The 14459-nt window shown below is 59.3% G+C and carries 16 protein-coding genes; 4 read left to right on the top strand and 12 right to left on the bottom strand.

Annotated elements, in window-relative coordinates; genetic code table 11:
• Positions 1-6: 6 nt before the first annotated feature.
• Entirely contained in the window at positions 7-261 is a 255-nt protein-coding gene (locus C2E15_RS21555; protein WP_128861324.1) for a hypothetical protein, read from the bottom strand.
• On the opposite strand from C2E15_RS21555, the gene C2E15_RS01630 reads away from it, so the two are divergent.
• Positions 236-829, top strand: coding sequence for a YhgN family NAAT transporter (locus C2E15_RS01630; protein ID WP_104955865.1), 594 nt, complete (start codon positions 236-238; stop codon positions 827-829). The genes C2E15_RS21555 and C2E15_RS01630 overlap by 26 nt on opposite strands.
• A gap of 55 nt (positions 830-884) precedes the next feature.
• Here C2E15_RS01630 and gntU read toward each other — a convergent pair whose 3' ends face one another.
• The 3 genes from gntU to gntR all read right to left on the bottom strand — a co-directional run bounded on the left by gntU (position 885) and on the right by gntR (position 3906).
• A complete protein-coding gene (gene gntU, locus C2E15_RS01625; protein ID WP_104959043.1) occupies positions 885-2225 on the bottom strand; it encodes a gluconate transporter in 1341 nt (446 codons plus the stop codon).
• A gap of 9 nt (positions 2226-2234) precedes the next feature.
• On the bottom strand, positions 2235-2771 hold the full coding sequence (gene gntK, locus C2E15_RS01620) for a gluconokinase (RefSeq protein ID WP_104955864.1): 537 nt from the start codon (positions 2769-2771) through the stop codon (positions 2235-2237).
• A 139-nt stretch (positions 2772-2910) separates the two neighbouring features.
• A complete protein-coding gene (gntR, locus tag C2E15_RS01615) occupies positions 2911-3906 on the bottom strand; it encodes a gluconate operon transcriptional repressor GntR (protein WP_104955863.1) in 996 nt (331 codons plus the stop codon).
• 100 nt (positions 3907-4006) lie between these two features.
• On the opposite strand from gntR, the gene C2E15_RS21550 reads away from it, so the two are divergent.
• Positions 4007-4180: a hypothetical protein gene (locus tag C2E15_RS21550; RefSeq protein ID WP_167391817.1), complete on the top strand. Its 174-nt coding sequence runs from the start codon at positions 4007-4009 to the stop codon at positions 4178-4180.
• A 104-nt stretch (positions 4181-4284) separates the two neighbouring features.
• Here the strand turns inward: C2E15_RS21550 and C2E15_RS01610 are convergent, their stop codons facing one another.
• On the bottom strand, positions 4285-4980 hold the full coding sequence (locus C2E15_RS01610) for a pirin family protein (protein WP_104955862.1): 696 nt from the start codon (positions 4978-4980) through the stop codon (positions 4285-4287).
• A gap of 795 nt (positions 4981-5775) precedes the next feature.
• On the opposite strand from C2E15_RS01610, the gene C2E15_RS01605 reads away from it, so the two are divergent.
• Positions 5776-6285 (top strand): GNAT family N-acetyltransferase, encoded by a 510-nt coding sequence (locus C2E15_RS01605; protein WP_104955861.1) that lies wholly within the window; start codon positions 5776-5778, stop codon positions 6283-6285.
• A 46-nt stretch (positions 6286-6331) separates the two neighbouring features.
• Here the strand turns inward: C2E15_RS01605 and ggt are convergent, their stop codons facing one another.
• Positions 6332-8059, bottom strand: coding sequence for a gamma-glutamyltransferase (ggt, locus tag C2E15_RS01600; RefSeq protein WP_167391816.1), 1728 nt, complete (start codon positions 8057-8059; stop codon positions 6332-6334).
• Positions 8060-8258: 199 nt separating this feature from the next.
• Between ggt and C2E15_RS01595 the strand changes: the two genes are divergently transcribed.
• Positions 8259-8558 (top strand): DUF2756 domain-containing protein, encoded by a 300-nt coding sequence (locus C2E15_RS01595; RefSeq protein WP_104959042.1) that lies wholly within the window; start codon positions 8259-8261, stop codon positions 8556-8558.
• Positions 8559-8561: 3 nt separating this feature from the next.
• Here the strand turns inward: C2E15_RS01595 and ugpQ are convergent, their stop codons facing one another.
• From ugpQ to livF, 6 genes are all read right to left on the bottom strand, one after another.
• Positions 8562-9299 (bottom strand): glycerophosphodiester phosphodiesterase, encoded by a 738-nt coding sequence (ugpQ, locus tag C2E15_RS01590; RefSeq protein WP_104955859.1) that lies wholly within the window; start codon positions 9297-9299, stop codon positions 8562-8564.
• The gene (locus tag C2E15_RS01585; protein WP_104955858.1) at positions 9296-10369 is read right to left on the bottom strand and encodes a sn-glycerol-3-phosphate import ATP-binding protein UgpC; all 1074 of its coding nucleotides are present in this window, start codon (positions 10367-10369) and stop codon (positions 9296-9298) included. The genes ugpQ and C2E15_RS01585 overlap by 4 nt, the downstream gene beginning before the upstream one ends.
• 3 nt (positions 10370-10372) lie before the next feature.
• Complete coding sequence (ugpE, locus tag C2E15_RS01580; RefSeq protein ID WP_104955857.1) at positions 10373-11218, bottom strand: sn-glycerol-3-phosphate ABC transporter permease UgpE; 846 nt, start codon at positions 11216-11218, stop codon at positions 10373-10375.
• Positions 11215-12102, bottom strand: coding sequence for a sn-glycerol-3-phosphate ABC transporter permease UgpA (gene ugpA / locus C2E15_RS01575; protein ID WP_104955856.1), 888 nt, complete (start codon positions 12100-12102; stop codon positions 11215-11217). The genes ugpE and ugpA overlap by 4 nt, the downstream gene beginning before the upstream one ends.
• A gap of 85 nt (positions 12103-12187) precedes the next feature.
• A complete protein-coding gene (gene ugpB / locus C2E15_RS01570) occupies positions 12188-13507 on the bottom strand; it encodes a sn-glycerol-3-phosphate ABC transporter substrate-binding protein UgpB (protein ID WP_104955855.1) in 1320 nt (439 codons plus the stop codon).
• Positions 13508-13745: 238 nt separating this feature from the next.
• Positions 13746-14459: a high-affinity branched-chain amino acid ABC transporter ATP-binding protein LivF gene (livF, locus tag C2E15_RS01565; RefSeq protein WP_104955854.1), complete on the bottom strand. Its 714-nt coding sequence runs from the start codon at positions 14457-14459 to the stop codon at positions 13746-13748.

The following is a 14459-nucleotide window of genomic DNA, read 5'->3' as shown; positions in this document are numbered from 1 at the left end:
TACCCGTCACGTTTGTGCGCCGCGCGCGGCGTGATGAAAAGGTAGCGACAGTCCGAAGAGTGGGAATATCGCATCGTCACGACGCGAAGCCCGCCAGAGAAAATTTGGTTTACCTGTAACCCTCAACTCTACAAAATGCAGCTCTGCTGGCAAGTGAATTAATTCGATTGAATTACGCTTTTCAACAGCATTGCTAATAACGGCGCCGCGTACGTAAGGATGAAGAGCAAAATAAATGACTGAAATGATCTCTGCGACCATATTATTGTTGTTGATAATGGATCCGCTCGGCAATTTGCCGATTTTTATGTCGGTTTTAAAGCATCTGGAGCCGAAGCGACGCCGTATGGTGCTGATCCGCGAAATGCTGATCGCGCTCGGCATTATGCTGCTGTTTCTGTTTGCCGGTGAAAAAATTCTCGCCTTCCTCAACCTGCGTACCGAAACGGTTTCCATCTCCGGCGGCGTGATCCTGTTTCTGATCGCCATCAAGATGATCTTCCCCTCGGCGGAGAGCAATAGCACCGGCCTGCCGGTAGGCGAAGAGCCTTTTCTGGTGCCGCTCGCCATTCCGCTGGTCGCCGGGCCGTCGCTGCTAGCCACCCTGATGCTGCTTTCCCATCAGTATCCGAATCAGATGGGCTATCTGGTGGGGGCGCTGCTGTTCGCCTGGGGCATCACGGTCGTGATCCTGCTGCTCTCCGGCCTGTTTCTGCGCCTGCTGGGCGATAAGGGCGTCAATGCGCTGGAGCGCCTGATGGGGTTGATTTTGATTATGCTGGCGACGCAGATGTTCCTCGACGGCATTCGCGCCTATCTGAAGATTTAACGCCGGGCGTTACGGGAAACAGCGGGCGGATGCGCAAAGTATCCGCCCGCGAAGGTCAGGAGAGCAGCTGGAAGGCAATCATGCCGACAATGGCGCCGACGGTGCCGAGAAGGGTTTCCATCAGCGTCCAGGTTTTCAGCGTCTGTGCCTCGGTAGCGCCGGTAAAGCGGCCGAACAGCCAGAAACCGGCGTCGTTAACGTGGCTGACGACGATAGATCCGCCGGCGATGCAGAGCGACAGCGCCGCCATCTGCGCGCCGTTATAGTGCAGCGGCTCAATCACCGGCATCACCAGCCCGACGGCGGTTAAACAGGCGACCGTCGCCGATCCCTGAATAATGCGCACCGCGGCGGCCAGAATAAAGCAGGCCAGCGCGATCGGCAGGCCGGCGCCGGTCAGCGCATTGCCGAGCGCCGGGCCAACGCCGGAATCGACCAGCACCTGCTTAAACACGCCACCCGCGCCGATCACCAGCAGAATGATACCCGCCGGCTGCAGCGCGCTGCCGCACACCTGCATCACTTTCTCTTTATCCATGCCCTGACGGTACGCCAGGCCATAAATCGCCAGCAGCAGCGCCAGCAGGATCGCGGTAAACGGATGGCCGATAAACTCCAGCCATTCATAGAGGCGCGAGCCTTCAGAGGTAAAGCGCGCGCCGATGGTTTTCAGGCCGACCAGCACCAGCGGAAACAGGATCAGCGACAGGCTAAAGAGGAAAGAGGGCATCTTGTGCTGCTCCACCTCCGGCTGCGAGGTATCCTCTGGCACGTTAAAGCTGACGTGACGGCTGATAAAGTTGCCGAACAGCGGGCCGGCGATCAGCATGCCGGGCAGTGCCGCGCACAGACCGAGCAAAATCATCCAGCCGAAATCGACGTGCATTTGCGACGCCAGCAGCATCGGCGCCGGGCCGGGCAGCAGAAACGCCGCCGCCGCCGCCACGCCCGCAAACAGCGGGATCACCAGCTTCACCAGGTTATCACCGGTACGGCGCGCCACGGCGAAGGCGATGCTGATCAGCAGCACCACCGCCACTTCAAAGAACAGCGGCAGCGCGCAGATCAGCCCGGCAATGCCCATCGCATAATGCGCGCGGCGCTCGCCGAAACTTTTCAACATGCGAATGGCGATCTGATCGACCGCGCCGGTTTCATGCAGGATTTTGCCGAACATCGCGCCCAGCGCCACCACCACGGCGAGAAAGCCGAGGGTGCCGCCCATGCCTTTCTGCATGGTTTCAGCGATTTTATCCAGCGGCATCCCGGAGAACAGGCCGGCGCCAAACGAGACCAATATCAGAGCGACGAACGCGTGCATACGCGCCTTCATCACCAGGAACAGCAGCAGGACAACCGAGCCTGCCGCGGTTAAAACCAGGGTTGCGGTACTCATCAGAAACAACTAATCCTTTTTGATCGCACCCTCAATGGTGGCGATAGTGGCGGCAACGACCTCCGGCAGGGAATGATTGATATCCACCACCAGCACATCGTTTTCATCGGCGCCCGGCTCTTCCAGCGTATCAAACTGTGAGACCAGCATTTGCGGTTTAAAGAAGTGGCCTTTACGCGCTTTCAGCCGGCTTTCGATGGTGGCAAACTCGCCCTTCAGATAGATGAAAGAGAGGTTGCTGTTGCCTTTGCGCAGGATGTCGCGATAGCTTTTTTTCAGTGCGGAACAGACGATGATCGATACGGCCTGAGTGCGCTGCATAGCGAACGCCGCATCGTTAACCGCCTGCAGCCAGGGCTGACGGTCGCTGTCATTAAGCGGGTGGCCTTCGGCCATCTTTTCGATATTGGCACGCGGGTGAAGAAAATCGCCATCGAGAAACGCGGTTTTCAGCTGGTGCGAGACTTCATAAGCCACGGCGGATTTGCCGCTGCCTGATACGCCCATCAAAATAAACACATGATGTGACGGCGACTGAATTTGCATTATTGTTAGCTCCGGCAGATGAAAATGCGAATGTTACCGATAACATTGCCGTACCCATTCTCAGTACGTGCGCACATCAGCGCAACCAGTCTGCAAAGAAAAGCCTGGAATTGTGAGCGGGTTCAAAAAAACATCAGATTCAGATGCTCTCCCCTTCCTCTATTTCAAAGCCTACGTCGACCGGCTGATGTACGCTGTTATCGCCGCCAATACGCGCCAGCAGCAGCGTCGCCGCCTCGCGCCCCATACGTTCGCGCGGAGTTAACACTGTCGCCAGTTTCGGCGTCACCACGTGCGCGATATCGTGTCCATGAAAGCCGGCGATCGCCATCTGCTCCGGCACGCGCAGGCCCTGGCGCTGACATTCAAACATAGCACCTATCGCCAAATCGTCATTGGTACAGAACAGGCTGTCGGTTTGCGGATAGCGCTGCCGCGCCTCCTGCAGCAGCATCGCGCCGGCACTGAATGACGATGCCTCCTCCATCATGACGCTGCGCGGCGCCAGCCCCGCTTCGCGCATCGCCTGCTCATAACCCTGCTGTTTCTGCAGCGTGCGCTCATCCAGCCGCGCGCCAAGATAGACAGTATGGCGATGGCCTTTCGCCAGAATGGCGCGCGTCATCTGGCGCGCTGCTTCCACGTTATCAAAGCCCACCGCCATATCCAGGCAGGGCGAGACGCTATCCATCATCTCAATCACCGGAATGCCGGCGGTTTCGATCATGCGCAGGCTGGCTGGCGTATGGGTGCGTTCGGTCAGGATCAGGCCGTCGATATTCCAGCCCAGCAGAGAGCGCAGCTGCAACTCTTCCTTCTCCGCGTTGTAGCCAAAGTGGCCCACCAGCGTCTGATAGCCGGCGGCATCGGTAACGGCTTCGATACCGCGCAGTACGTCGGCGAACACCTGGTTGGTCAGCGACGGCAGCAGCACGCCGATGGCGCGGCTGGTGGCGTTTGACAGCATATCGGGCGCACGGTTGGGTATGTAGCCCAGTTCATCCAGCACGACGGCGATTTTCGCCCCCAGCGCGGCGGATACCTGCTGCGGATTGCGCAGGTAGCGGCTGACGGTCATTTTCGTCACGCCGACGCGATCGGCAACATCCTGCAGCACGGGTCTTTTTTTCTTCATGATGGTTCGCTGGGCAGAGAAAGATGACGCTGAGTTTACAAAAAAAAGGCAGACGCCACGAGCAGGGAAAACGTGGCCGGGTTAGCGGGGCGCAAAGCAGATGCCGTTTATCGAAGACGGAAGAGGAAAGAATGACGTTGCCGGCGTGATACAGGGGAAAAAAACGAGAAATAATGATGGCCGCACCACGCCGCGAAAAAAGCAGGATGCCGGCGCGATGGCAACGAAATCACGATACTGGCGCGGCTCAACGACCGCACTTTTCAACGGGTAAACGCGCCGGAGTGAAAGGATCGCAGCCGGTAAAAAAAGCCGCCGGTGCAACCCCGGCGGCCTGAGGCCTGGCCGTCATCTGATGACAACGGCGCGGTGTGCGACTTAAACCGGCGGCAGATCAAACAACAGGATTTCCGCATCGCTGCTGGCTTTCAGCGTCAGGGCGCTCTCTTCCCAGATGGCCAGTGCGTCGCTGGTGGTAACCGGCTGATCGTTGACCTGTACGTCACCCTTCACCACCTGGATCCAGATGCGGCGCGCGGCGTCCAGCGTCACGCTATCGCTCTCGCCCGCCTTCAGTACCCAGCGCGACAGGGTCATATCCTGATACACCTTCAGCGAACCGTCGCGCGCATCCGGCGACAGGATCAGCTGACGGCCCTGCACGTCGGCGAAACGGCGCTGATCGTAGCGCGGTTCGATACCGGTAGACTCCGGAATGATCCAGATCTGGTACAGATGCAGCGGTTCGCTGCTGCTGGCGTTGTACTCAGAGTGACGCACGCCGGTACCGGCGCTCATAATCTGGAACTCACCCGCCGGGATCTGCTCTTTATTGCCCATGCTGTCCTGATGCTCTACGGTGCCGGAAAGCACGTAGGTCAGGATCTCCATATCTTTATGGGGATGGGTGCCGAAACCCTGGCCGGCGTCGATAACATCTTCGTTAATCACCCGCAGCGCCGAGAAGCCCATAAAGTTAGCATCGTAATAGTTGGCGAAAGAGAAAGTGTGCCAGCTGTCCAGCCAGCCGTGGTTGGCATGTCCGCGTTCTTCAGCTTTACGTACGTAAATCATGTTCAAGGCTCCTCAATGTTTTTTTATAGTCTGGGCCCGGAGCGATGCGAATGATAGCTGAAAAAGTTCACCTCTCTGTTCAAAAAAAGTGAACGGTCTGGCGCGGCAGACGGCCGAATTTTGCGCATGCCAGGATGGCGTTCCGCAGGCAAAAAAAAAGCCAGCACGCGGGCTGGCTAAGAAATACTGGAAGCAATGTGAGCAATGTCGTGCCTTCGCAGTGAGTCCGTACCGGCCTCGCTGGAGTGCCTGACAATAATAATCATTATCATTCGCATCTGTAAACCCTTTTATTAACGTTTTACGTTTTTTTTAGTCAGCGAGGCGAAAAAGTAAGGAAGGCCTTAATTTTGAAAGGGATATAGCCAGCTGCGTGGCATCTATCCCTGCCACAGTCCGGGTGTTGTGCCGCACGCTTATCGCTTTTCGTTTAACGTCATCACCGGGAGAGGTTACCCGGATCAACGTTCTCCGGCCGGCGGGCAACTTGCCATCGGTTCATCAAGCCAGCGGCGGGCTTGCGCCGCTCGGTCACATAAAGCGGGCCGCGTTCAGATAACGTTTGTCTTTAGAATTTCCGGATTAAACGTGCGGCCGAACAGGAGTGAAACAAGCACAGGCAGCTCACCAATGTTGTCACGTTGCGGCAAAATGACGCCAGCGCAGAAAAAGTTACCTGCTTAGGCCGACTGCGTAACGGTAGATTTATTAAAACAGGCACTCTACTCTCGACAGAGCGACCGTAGCCGGCACGGACACCCGTGAACGATAAACGCCTTATAACTGAGAATCAGCATGAGCAACATCGTGGTACGTTACGTTGAGCCGCAGGATGCGCACGCCCTGCAGCATATCTACGCGCAGGAGAGTACCTACAGCGACACCCTGCAAATCCCCTATCCCTCGTTAACCCAGTGGCAGCAGCGCATCGCGCAGCAGCATCCTGGCCACTATTCGCTGGTCGCCTGCCTTGACGATCGCGTCGTCGGACAGCTGACGCTGGAGGTCAATCAGTCGCCACGCCACCGCCATAGCGCCACTTTCGGCCTTGGCGTGGATGCTGACCAGCGCGGCCAGGGCGTCGCCGGGGCATTAATGCGCGCCATGATTGACCTGTGCGATAACTGGCTGAACGTCGAACGCATCGAGCTAACGGTTTATACCGATAACGCAGCGGCGCTGGCGCTCTATAACAAATTTGGTTTTGTGACTGAAGGGACGGCTTCCCGTTATGCGCTGCGCGCAGGGGAAATGGTGGATGTGCAGTATATGGCGCGGCTGCGTCCGCCGCGCCCGTCACGTTAATAATGTAGCCGGGCCGGTCAGCTGCCTCGCCGGCCCGGTGCCAGGCTCAATACCCCGCCGTTAAATCGTCGACGGTGCGCGGATCGGAAGCGCCATATAACGTGCCGTCAGGCCCGATCATAATGCTCTGGGTACTGCCCATCGCCGGCAGCACTTTCACATTCTGCCCTTTGGCGCTCAGCAGCTTCAGCGTATCAGGGCTAAACCCTTTCTCCACCCGTAGCTGATCCGGCAGCCACTGATGATGGAAGCGCGGCGCGTTGGTCGCTTCCGCTACGTTCATACCGAAATCGATGCTGTTTACCACCATTTGCAGTACGGTGGTGATAATGCGGCTGCCGCCCGGGCTGCCGGTAACCAGCCAGGTTTTGCCCTCCTTCGCCACGATGGTTGGCGACATTGACGAAAGCGGACGTTTGCCGGGCTGAATGGCGTTCGCTTCGCCGCCCACCAGACCGTAGACGTTCGGCGTGCCGGGACGCGCGGAGAAATCATCCATCTCATTATTCAGCAGAATGCCGCTTTTGCCCGCCACGATGCCGCTGCCGAAGTTAGTGTTCAGCGTGTAGGTCACCGCCACGGCGTTACCCTGTTTATCCACCACGGAAAAATGGGTGGTCTGATTGCTTTCATAAGGTTCCAGCTTGCCGGGTTTGATCTGATCGGACGGGCGCGCTTTGGCGACGTCAATCTGCTGCGCCAGCGATTTGGCATATGCCTTGCTGGTCAGCGCCTGCCAGGGCACCTTCACGAACTCGGGATCGCCCAGATATTCGGAGCGGTCGGCATAGGCATATTTCTCCGCCTCGGCCATCACCTGCAGCGCATCGGCGCTGCCGAAGCCCATTTTCGCCAGGTCGAAGTTCTCCAGAATATTCAGGATCTGTACGATATGAATGCCGCCAGAGGAGGGCGGCGGCATTGAGAAGACCTGATAGCCGCGATAGCTGCCGCTGATCGGCTGGCGCTCGACGGCGCGATAATTCGCCAGGTCCGCTTTGCCGATCAGCCCGCCATGCTCAGCCATTTCCGCCGCAATCTCATCGGCAATGGCGCCCTTATAGAAAGCGTCCGGGCCTTGTTGCGCAATCAGCGACAGGCTGTGCGCCAGGTTCTTCTGCACCAGCCGTTCGCCCTTTTGGTAAGGCGTGCCGTCCGGCTTGAAGAAAATAGCCCGGCTGTTGTCGTGGCTCAGCAGCACCTCTTTGCCGTAGGTATTGAGATCGTCGGCCAGCGCGTCATTGACGATAATACCCTGCTGCGCCAGCGTGATCGCCGGCTGCAGCAGACGGCTCAGCGGCAGCGTGCCATACTTTTGCGCCGCCAGCGCGAAGCCCGCCACCGTGCCCGGCGTGCCGGAAGCGAGCGGCGAAGTTAAAGAGAGTTTGCTGTCGGCGTTGCCCTGCTTATCCAGGAACATATCGCGGCTGGCGCGCGACGGCGCGATTTCGCGAAAGTCGATGGCGGTAGCGCGCCCGGAAGCGGTGCGCAGCAGCATAAAGCCGCCGCCGCCCAGGTTGCCCGCCTGCGGATGGGTTACCGCCAGCGCGAAGCCGACCGCGACAGCGGCATCAACGGCGTTGCCGCCCTGGCGCAGAATATCCACGCCCACCTGGGTGGCCAGTGCGTCTACCGAGGCGACCATGCCCTGCTGCGCCTTCACCGGATGGAACGTATCCGCTTCAATGCCGTAGGAGACCGGCGGCGCGTTTTGCACCAGCGCCAGCGCTGGCGCCCCCACAGCGATGCCAGCAGCGACGCGGCCAGCCCCCATCCCTTCACGTTTTTTTGCATCTCATCCACCCTCTTATTGTTTTTACATTGTGTTTACTTTTGCTAAACATGCACAAAATAAGCCAAAAAAGCGAGAGTTAACGCAAATTCGCCTTTATCGCCATGCCGATAGTCCAGGGTGAGTTAAACTTAGAGAAGGCCATGGACAGCGGTATCGCTGTCCCGAAAGGAGAATGAAAGTGAAAAAATTACTGATGGTTTTTATCGCGCTGCTGCCGCCCAGCGGCATGGCAAATATGCTTAACAATAATAACAATAACCCGAACCAGCCTGGCTATAACCCCAGCCAGCAGCGGCTGCAGAACCAGATGCAGTCGAACCAGATGCAACAGCAGAACAAGCTGCGCCAGGATCAGCTGCAGCAGACCCAGCAGACGCAGCGTCGTCTGCAGGAGCAGCGCAACAGCACGCAGCAGCGCGTGATCCAGTCGCAGCCCGGCAGCGCCACGCACTACCCGCCGATCAACCAGAGCAACTGATGCTCAAAAATCGGGGCCGATAATATCGATGCGATCGGTACAGATCGCATCGACGCCCCATGCCAGCAACAGGCGCGCGCGTTCGGGCTGGTTCACGGTATAGACCAGTATTTTTAAGCCCGCGCGCTTGATCTCTGCGGTGCGCGCCGCATTCAGTAAACGATGATTCAGGTGCAGGGAGACGCAATCCAGCGCCTGCGCCATTGCCTGCCAGTTCTCATTCCACTCATCCAGTAGCAGGCCGCGCGGCAACGCCGGTGCTGCCTGCATCGCCGCCTCTAGCGCCTCGAAAGAGAAGGAGGAGAGCAGCGGCGGAGTGGCACCGTGCCAAAGTTCACTCGCCGCCAGCGCCACCGCCCGTCCGGTGGCGCGCTCGCTGCCGGTGGTCGGTTTGATTTCAATGTTGGCCATTAAACGGTGCTGGCGGCAGCGCGCCGCCACTTCTGTCAGCAGCGGCAGCCGCTCCGCCTCGAACGCTTTGCCGAACCAGCCGCCCACATCCAGCTGCGCCAGCTTCTCCCACGGCAGCTCGCCCGCCACGCCCCAGCCGTTGCTGGTGCGATCGAGCGTATCGTCGTGCAGCAGGAAGATCTGCTCATCGCGCGACAGTTTGGCATCGAATTCAATCATGGTGTGGCCATAGCGGGCGCCGGTATCGATGGCGGCTAAGGTGTTCTCCGGCGCCAGCTTGCCGCCGCCGCGGTGCGCGACGATACGGGGATAAGGCCAGGGTTTCGTCATTCCAGTCGGGCTCCATGTTCGGCAGAGAAAAAGTGCAGCGCCTCTGTGGGCAGATGCAGCCACAGCAGGCTGCCCGGCGCAGGACGCTCAACGTGCGGCAAGCGTACCACAACCTGCCGGTCGCCCCAGCGGCCATGCGCCAGATTATCCGCGCCGAGGATCTCCAGCGTGTCGACAGTGAGCGGAATGCCGCCCGCCTCCCGGCTGCTGAGCCGAATATGTTCCGGGCGAATGCCCAGCGTCGCCGTCTGGTTCGCCCGACGGGTCTGTGCGTTGACCAGCGGCAGCGCGAAGCCGTCCGCCAGCTGAAACGCGCCGCCGTCGTGGCTGAATACGCCATCGAACAGGTTCATCGCGGGCGAGCCGATAAAGCTGGCGACGAAGCGCGTAGCGGGACGCTCATAGACTTCGACCGGCGTGCCGACCTGCTCGACAATCCCTTTATTCATCACCATCACCCGCTGCGCCAGCGTCATCGCCTCAACCTGATCGTGCGTGACGTAGAGGCTGGTGGTCTGTAGCCGACGATGCAGCTGCTGCAGCTCCAGACGCATCTGCACGCGCAGGCGCGCATCAAGGTTAGAGAGCGGCTCATCGAACAGAAACAGCGCCGGTTCGCGTACGATGGCGCGGCCCATCGCCACGCGCTGACGCTGGCCGCCGGAAAGCTCGCGCGGCCGCCGCTTCAGCAGCGCCTCCAGCTCCAGGCTACGCGCCGTCTCCAGCACGCGCTGGCGGATCAGCTCGCGCCCCATGCCGCGAATTTTCAGGCCCCAGGCCATGTTCTCCTCTACCGTCATATGCGGATAGAGCGCGTAGTTCTGAAACACCATCGCGATGCCGCGATCTTTCGGCTCCCGCTCCGTCACGCGTTCAGCGTCGATGTAGATATCGCCGCTGGTGACGCGCTCCAGGCCCGCCACCATGCGCAACAGCGTCGATTTGCCGCAGCCGGACGGGCCGACCATCACCATAAACTCGCCGTCGCGGATCGCTACGTCCAGCGGCTGAATAATTTGCTGCTTGCCGTCATACGATTTGGTGACGGCCTGAAGGGTTACTGCTGCCATAGTTTATTTCTCGCTTTCGACCAGACCACGAACAAACGCCCGCTGCATCACCATGACCACCACCACCGGCGGGATCAGCGTCAGCAGCATCGCCGCCATCACCAGGTTCCACTGGGTGGTGCCTTCGCCAGACGAGATCATGCTGCGGATACCCGCCACGGCGGTGCCCATTCGCGTTTCGCTGGTGATCAGGATCGGCCAGAGATACTGATTCCAGCCGTAGATAAAGGTGATCACGAACAGCGCCGCCAGATTGGTGCGCGACAGCGGCAGCACGATATCGCGGAAGAAGCGCATCGGGCTGGCGCCGTCGATGCGCGCCGCCTCGATCAGCTCATCCGGCAGCGACATAAAAAACTGCCGAAACAGAAAGGTGGCGGTCGCCGATGCCATCAGCGGCAGCGTCAACCCGCTATAGCTGTCGAGCAGCCTCAGGTTCGCCACCACCTCCACCGTCGGGAAAATACGCACCTCTACCGGCAGCATCAGGGTGATAAAGATCATCCAGAACACCAGATTGCGCAGCGGAAAGCGGAACCAGACCAGCGCAAAGGCAGAGAGGATCGAGACGGTGATTTTGCCCAGCGTGATGCCCAGCGCCATCAGTGTGCTATTGACCAGCAGCACGCTCATCGGCGCGCTCTGGCTGCTGACACCGTGCAGCCAGATTTCGCGTACGTTATGCCACAGCTGGCTGCCGGGGATCAGGGTCATCGGCACCTGAAACACCTGCTGGTTATCCAGCGTCGCGGCAACAAAGGCGACCCAAAGCGGAAAGAGAATGGTCAGGATGCCGGCAATCAGCATCAGGTGGCTGAAAATATCCAGCCCGCGTCGGTTTTCAATCATTGGTAACGCACCTTACGCTCAACGTAGCGGAACTGGATCACCGTCAACAGGATCACCAGGAACATCAGCACCACCGACTGCGCGGCAGACGATGAAAGATCCAGCCCGGCAAAGCCTTCGCGGTAGATCTTATAAATCAGCGTAGTGGTCGCCTGCACCGGCCCGCCCTGGGTCGCCGCGTCGATCACCGGGAAGGTATCGAAGAAGGCGTAGACCAGGTTCACCACCAGCAGGAAGAAGCTCACCGGCGCGATCAGCGGCAGCGATAAACAGAAAAAGCGCCGCACCGGCCCGGCGCCGTCAATCGCCGCCGCCTCCACCAGCGAGCGGGGAATGGACTGCAGCGCCGCGAAGAAGAACAGAAAGTTGTAGCTGATCTGCTGCCAGACCGACGCCAGCACGACCAGAAACATCGCCTGACCGCTGCTCTGCGCATGGTTCCAGTTGTAGCCGAAGTGGTGCAGAAAATGGGTGATCAGGCCAATACCGGGATTGAACAGGAACATCCACAGCACCGCTGCGATGGCGGGCGCCACCGCATAGGGCAGCAGCAGCAGCGTCTGATACAAACGGCGCAGCCGCAGCACGTAATCCACCAGCGCGGCGAACAGCAGCGAAATCACCAGCCCGCAGCCGGTTACCAGCGCGCTAAACAGCAGCGTGGTCCAGAAGGAGGCCAGATAGTAGTCATCATCCAGCAGGCGGCGGAAATTCTCCAGCCCGACAAAGGTGCTGGAAAAGCCGAAAGGATCGACGTTTTGTACCGAGTACCAGAGCGCCTCTCCGGCGGGCCAGATAAAAAAGATCAGCGTAATTACCAGCTGGGGCAGAACCAGCACCCAGGGTAACCAGCGCGAACGAAAAACGGGACGAGAGCTGGACATGCGGTGATTCCATAACAGATCGGCGGGATAAAACCTGGCGTGGCGTTAGCGCATAGCCGGGCGGCGCCTGCCGCCCGGCCCGGCCTTATTTCACCTGCTGTTCGAAGCGGCGCAGCAGTAAATTGCCGCGCTGTACCGCAGCGTCGAGCGCCGCCTGCGGCGTTTTGCTGCCGTTCCAGACGCTTTCCAGCTCTTCGTCAACGATGGTGCGGATCTGCGGCATATTGCCGAGGCGCAGCCCTTTGGTGAACGGCAACGGCGGCTTGTTCAGCATCTGACGGGTGGCGATATCCGCACCGGGATTCTTATCGTAGAAACCCTGCTGCCGTGTCAGGTCGAACGCGGCTTGGGTGATCGGCAGGTAGCCGGTTTTTTGATGCCATTCGGCGGCGATTTCCGGCTGGGTAAGGAACTGCAGGAACTCGGCGACCCCTTTATAGGTGGCGCTCTCTTTGCCCTGCATCACCCACAGGCTGGCGCCGCCGATAATGGCGTTCTGCGGCGCGGCGGGCACGGTTTCGTCATACGGCATCATGCCGACGCCGTAGTTAAATTTGGCGTGCTGACGAATATCCGCCAGCGACCCGGAAGAGGCGGTAGTGATGGCGCAGTCGCCGTTATAGAACTTCTCGGTCGATTCATCCTTGCGGCCAAAGTAGGTGAAGTCCCCTTTCTTGTTCATCTCCGCCAGCATGGCGATATGACGCACCTGCTCCGGCTTGTTGAAAATCAGCTGCGCGTGGGTGCCGCCGAAGCCGTTGTTTTCTGTCGCTACCGGCAGGCCATGCCAGGCGCTGAAGTTTTCAATCTGGATCCAGCCCTGCCAGCCGCTGGCGTAGCCGCATTTCATGCCTGCTTTACGCAGCGCGGCGGTATCTTTCACCAGCTGCTGCCAGGTTTTCGGCGGCTGTTCGGGATCCAGCCCCGCTTTTTTAAAGGCGTCTTTGTTGTAGTACAGCACCGGCGTAGAGCTGTTGAACGGCTGCGACAGTAAGTGACCGCTTTTCGCATCGGTGTAGTAGCCGGCGACGGTCGGCACAAACTGCGACTCATCAAACTTGATGCCCGCCGCGTTAAACACTTCATAGACAGGCTTGATGGCGCGCGATGCCATCATGGTGGCGGTGCCCACTTCATACACCTGCAATATCGCCGGCGCCTTGCCGGTACGCACGGCCGCGATACCCGCCGCCAGGCTCTGTTCATAGTTGCCTTTGTAAACCGGCACCACGTTGTAATCCGGGTGCGCCTGGTTAAAACGCTGTGCCAGTGAGTCAACTTCTTTGCCCAGTTCGCCTTCCATTGAATGCCAGAACGGAATGTCCGTCGCGGCCAGGGCGTTGCTGCTCAGTGCCAGCCCCAGCAGCATGCTGAGAGCGGTATGACGAAACGTAAAGGAGGACATAGCATTTTCCTGTGACATTGTAGGTGTATACGAAATCACGCTTTTTTCTCATTCGCGAAGTAACATGACACGCGAAAATGACGGAAAGATAACCGTTAAATGACCGGAAAATGACAGTGAGATGGCAGCGGGATGGCGCGCGCAGGAAAAGAAGCCGCCCGCTTTCAGCACCGGGAAAGCAACGCAGGACAGGATCGGGCAAAAAAAACGGCCCGCATCAGAGCGGGCCGCCGTTGGGTTACGCGCCGAGGTAGGCGCTGCGCACCGCCTCGTTCGCCAGCAGCGCGTCGCCGCTGTCCTCCAACACCACGTGGCCGTTTTCCAGCACGTAGCCGCGATCGGCCAGCTTCAGCGCCTGGTTGGCGTTCTGCTCCACGAGGAAAATGGTCATCCCCTCCTGACGCAGCTGCTCGATGGTATCGAAGATCTGCTGAATGATGATTGGCGCAAGGCCGAGCGACGGTTCATCCAGCAGCAGCAGGCGTGGCTGGCTCATCAGCGCACGGCCAATCGCCAGCATCTGCTGTTCGCCGCCGGACATGGTACCGGCGCGCTGCACCCGACGCTCCAGCAGGCGCGGAAAGAGATGGTAGACTCGCTCAATACGCTGCTGATACTGCTGGCGACTGGCGAAGAAGCCGCCCATCGCCAGGTTTTCCTCAACCGTCATGCGCGAAAAGACGCGGCGCCCTTCAGGCACGATGGCAATCGCTTCGCGCATAATGCGCGCCGTCTGCCAGTCAGTGATCGCTTTGCCGTCAAAGGTAATCGCCCCTTCCGACGCGCGCGGTTCGCCGCACAATGTGCCGAGCAGCGTGGTTTTCCCGGCGCCGTTAGCGCCGATCAGCGTGACGATTTCGCCCTGGTTGATATGCAGGCTGACCTGATGCAGCGCCTGAATCTTGCCGTAATGCGCGCTCACCCTGCTGAGCGTTAAGATCGGATTCGCCAT

The organism is Mixta gaviniae (assembly GCF_002953195.1).
In the GTDB taxonomy this organism is placed as follows: Bacteria; Pseudomonadota; Gammaproteobacteria; order Enterobacterales; family Enterobacteriaceae; genus Mixta; species Mixta gaviniae.
The sequence above is the reverse complement of the archived record's forward strand: the minus strand, read 5'-3'. Positions and strand labels throughout refer to the sequence as shown.

What these genes read in the sequence shown, in the direction of transcription:
- C2E15_RS01630 (WP_104955865.1), top strand. Translation starts at nt 236, where the DNA reads ATGACTGAAATGATCTCTGCGACCATATTATTGTTGTTGATAATGGAT.
- C2E15_RS21555 (WP_128861324.1), bottom strand. Translation starts at nt 261, where the DNA reads ATGGTCGCAGAGATCATTTCAGTCATTTATTTTGCTCTTCATCCTTAC.
- gntU (WP_104959043.1), bottom strand. Translation starts at nt 2,225, where the DNA reads ATGAGTACCGCAACCCTGGTTTTAACCGCGGCAGGCTCGGTTGTCCTG.
- gntK (WP_104955864.1), bottom strand. Translation starts at nt 2,771, where the DNA reads ATGCAAATTCAGTCGCCGTCACATCATGTGTTTATTTTGATGGGCGTA.
- gntR (WP_104955863.1), bottom strand. Translation starts at nt 3,906, where the DNA reads ATGAAGAAAAAAAGACCCGTGCTGCAGGATGTTGCCGATCGCGTCGGC.
- C2E15_RS21550 (WP_167391817.1), top strand. Translation starts at nt 4,007, where the DNA reads ATGCCGTTTATCGAAGACGGAAGAGGAAAGAATGACGTTGCCGGCGTG.
- C2E15_RS01610 (WP_104955862.1), bottom strand. Translation starts at nt 4,980, where the DNA reads ATGATTTACGTACGTAAAGCTGAAGAACGCGGACATGCCAACCACGGC.
- C2E15_RS01605 (WP_104955861.1), top strand. Translation starts at nt 5,776, where the DNA reads ATGAGCAACATCGTGGTACGTTACGTTGAGCCGCAGGATGCGCACGCC.
- ggt (WP_167391816.1), bottom strand. Translation starts at nt 8,059, where the DNA reads ATGGGGGCTGGCCGCGTCGCTGCTGGCATCGCTGTGGGGGCGCCAGCG.
- ugpQ (WP_104955859.1), bottom strand. Translation starts at nt 9,299, where the DNA reads ATGACGAAACCCTGGCCTTATCCCCGTATCGTCGCGCACCGCGGCGGC.
- C2E15_RS01585 (WP_104955858.1), bottom strand. Translation starts at nt 10,369, where the DNA reads ATGGCAGCAGTAACCCTTCAGGCCGTCACCAAATCGTATGACGGCAAG.
- ugpE (WP_104955857.1), bottom strand. Translation starts at nt 11,218, where the DNA reads ATGATTGAAAACCGACGCGGGCTGGATATTTTCAGCCACCTGATGCTG.
- ugpA (WP_104955856.1), bottom strand. Translation starts at nt 12,102, where the DNA reads ATGTCCAGCTCTCGTCCCGTTTTTCGTTCGCGCTGGTTACCCTGGGTG.
- ugpB (WP_104955855.1), bottom strand. Translation starts at nt 13,507, where the DNA reads ATGTCCTCCTTTACGTTTCGTCATACCGCTCTCAGCATGCTGCTGGGG.
- livF (WP_104955854.1), bottom strand. Translation starts at nt 14,459, where the DNA reads ATGGCGAATCCGATCTTAACGCTCAGCAGGGTGAGCGCGCATTACGGC.